The sequence below is a fragment of the Okeania sp. genome, from assembly GCF_983059655.1.
In genome coordinates, this window is record NZ_CEZPJD010000899.1 from 1 (window position 1) to 2,970 (window position 2,970).

The window sequence follows — 2,970 nt, forward strand, 5'->3', positions numbered from 1 at the left end:
AATTACTTTTTTCCTAACAACCAATAGGTGAGCATTTTACCTCTACCTTTAACTGAAGTTAAACCTCTTTCGTGAAAAATATATTTATCTTTTAATAGTTCATAAGTAGTAGCTGTAACTTGAATTTTTCCAGCTTTTCCAGAAGACTCCATTCTCGAAGCTACATTCACAGCATCTCCCCACAAATCATAAATAAATTTCTTTGTACCAATTACACCCGCCACTACTGGCCCAGTATTAATACCAATTCTAATTTGAAACTTATCGCCCATATCTGTTTGAAACCTATCAACTTCTTGCTGCATATCTAATGCCATATTAGCGATCGCTTCTGCATGATTTTCTTGGGGTACTGGCAACCCACCTGCCACCATATAAGCATCGCCAATAGTCTTAATTTTTTCTAAACCATATAATTCAGCTAGATAGTCAAATTTAGAAAAAATTTCATTGAGCAGATTAACTAATTCTATTGGGGAAACCCTTGCAGCAATAGGAGTAAAACCAACTATATCAGAAAATAAAATTGTAGCTTTTTCAAAATAATCAGCTATGGCACTGGTATCCTGTTTTAATTTAAATGCAATAGGTTCAGGTAAAATATTCATTAGTAGGCGCTCTGACTTTTCTTGTTCTGCGCGTAATGCTGCTTCTGCTTGTTTGCGAAGTGTAATATCTTCTACAGTACCTTCATAGTAAAGAATTTCTCCATTAGCATCCCGTACAGCACGAGCTTTTTCAGACATCCAAATAATACTACCATCATAACAATAAATCTCTGATTCAAAATTTGATACTTCCCCATATTTATTGATACTATTAATAAATTCTTGCCGACGATTAGGATTAACATATAGCTGTTGTGCAATATTCCTAATATTAGCAATTAATTCTGAACAATTAGAATAACCATACATTTTGGCCAAAGCAGGATTAGCACTTAAGAAAAAACCATCAGGTGTAGTTTGAAAAATACCCTCAATTGAATTTTCAAATATACTACGATATTTTGCTTCAGCCTTTCGTAATGCTTCTGCTGCTTCCTTACGTTCTGTAATATCATTAACTATTGAAAGTAAACAAAGTTGCCTATCAAGAAAAATAACTTCTCCTGATAATAAACCAATTCTAATACGTCCTGACTTTAGCCTCAAGCTAATTTCTTGATTATAAATTCTGCCATGAGCTTCTAATATTTTATAAATATTACTTCGCTCTTCAAGATTTACCCATAAACTTAATTCTGTTCCTGTTTTACCAATCACTTCTTCGCGACTATAACCTGTGATTTCCAGAAAACTATCATTAACTTCAATTATCTTACTATCTGCAAGTTTGCTAATAGTAATTACATCTGGACTTGCCTTAAAAGCTAAAGCAAATTTTTCTTCTGACTGACGCAGCGCTGCTGTTCTTTCTTCTACTCGTTGTTCTAGTTCAGCATTTGTTTTTTCTAAATTAGCAAATGATTGCTGCAATTTTCGCGCCATTAAATTAAAAGATTCTGCTAAAATTTCTAGCTCATTTACTGCTTTTATTTCAACTATTTGATCGAACTTTCCACTAGCAATTTCTCTACTAGCAGCACTTAAACACTTAACAGGATAACTAATCCAACGAGAAGTCAAAACCCCGATTACTGTTGCTACAAATAAAGCTATTAAACACAGCTTAATTGTGGTACGAGTATTAACATTAATTTTCTCCATAAAATCTTCTTCTGGAACCACAACTACAATTAGCCAGTCTAAATTTTCACCATCAGAAAAAGGCACTACTTGTAAAAATTGTCGCTTGCCATTGAGTATAAATTCCAATTGCTGAGATTTATTGATTTTACTAAAGTCACCAAAATATTTGATTAAATAATTTGCTGTGACACTAATTAGAGAATTATTAACATTTTCAGCTTTGATTCTTGTGACTTCTTCATCTTTTAAGCTAAATGGTTTTTGAGCAGTAGAAGAAGCCACTAAAAATCCAGAGCGTTCGATGATAAAAGTTTGTCCTGATTTACCTATTTTTAAACTTTGGAGAAATTCTCTGATGTGAGAAAGAACAAAATCAACTCCAACTACTCCTATTAATTTATTATTATCTTGATAAACAGGTTGAACCAAAGTTACTTTCAATCTTAATTCTTTAAAGTCAGCATAAATATCACTCCAGGTTGGTTTTTTTGCCTCAACTGCACTTTTATACCAAGGTCTAATTCTGGGGTCATAATCTTTGCCAATTTCTAATAATTCTGTAGATTTTCCTTGATTATCAATACTAAGACTATGAAATTTACCTTTCGTAGATTTACCTGCTCTACCAATTTGCCATTGATTATTATTTTGAAATCCCAAACCAATAAATTCTGCTTGGGCACTACCAAAATAAATAGCAGAAACATTAACAGAATCAAACAAAAATCTTTGTCGCCAAAATTGCTGGGTTAAACTGGCCGTATCCTGAATGTTCAAATGACCTAAATTAATAGCATCCCAATTAATTTGAGCAATAACCTTTGGTGCTTCTAAATAATCTTTTAATCTTTCTTGAATACGAGTGCTGACTTCATTTCTTAATTGAGTTGTTACTTCATTAACAGCTTCCTGGCCATTACGTAGAGATAGCCATCCTGTCAAACCTACAGCCCCAAAAATCTGAACCACAAATGGTACTATTAGAATAGCTCGTAGAGGTATATGTCTGCTCACCTTAATACGGGGGAATAGTGATTTCAGAAACATTGTGGTAGTCTGGCTTAAGGCCATATATTTCTATGAGAATTATTTGATTTGGCCAGTTTGTGATGAATTCATTGAAATTTTAACCCCCTAGTTCAGCTATAGACACTACCTCACTCGAGCGCGGTTTCTTCATATAAACTTCATATAAACTTCGGAACAATTATAATCACTTAATTTGATTGTAATACTATTGATTTATTAGCGTAGCATATTCTTCTGTTATATTAATTGA

General features: G+C 33.0%; 1 protein-coding gene. It reads right to left on the reverse strand.

From position 1 onward, the window contains the following. Positions 1–2 precede the first annotated feature (2 nt). Positions 3–2,762 (reverse strand): adenylate/guanylate cyclase domain-containing protein, encoded by a 2,760-nt coding sequence (locus AC3DU7_RS29940; protein ID WP_488042881.1) that lies wholly within the window; start codon positions 2,760–2,762, stop codon positions 3–5. Positions 2,763–2,970 lie beyond the last annotated feature (208 nt).

What these genes read in the sequence shown, in the direction of transcription:
- AC3DU7_RS29940 (WP_488042881.1), bottom strand. Translation starts at nt 2,762, where the DNA reads ATGGCCTTAAGCCAGACTACCACAATGTTTCTGAAATCACTATTCCCC.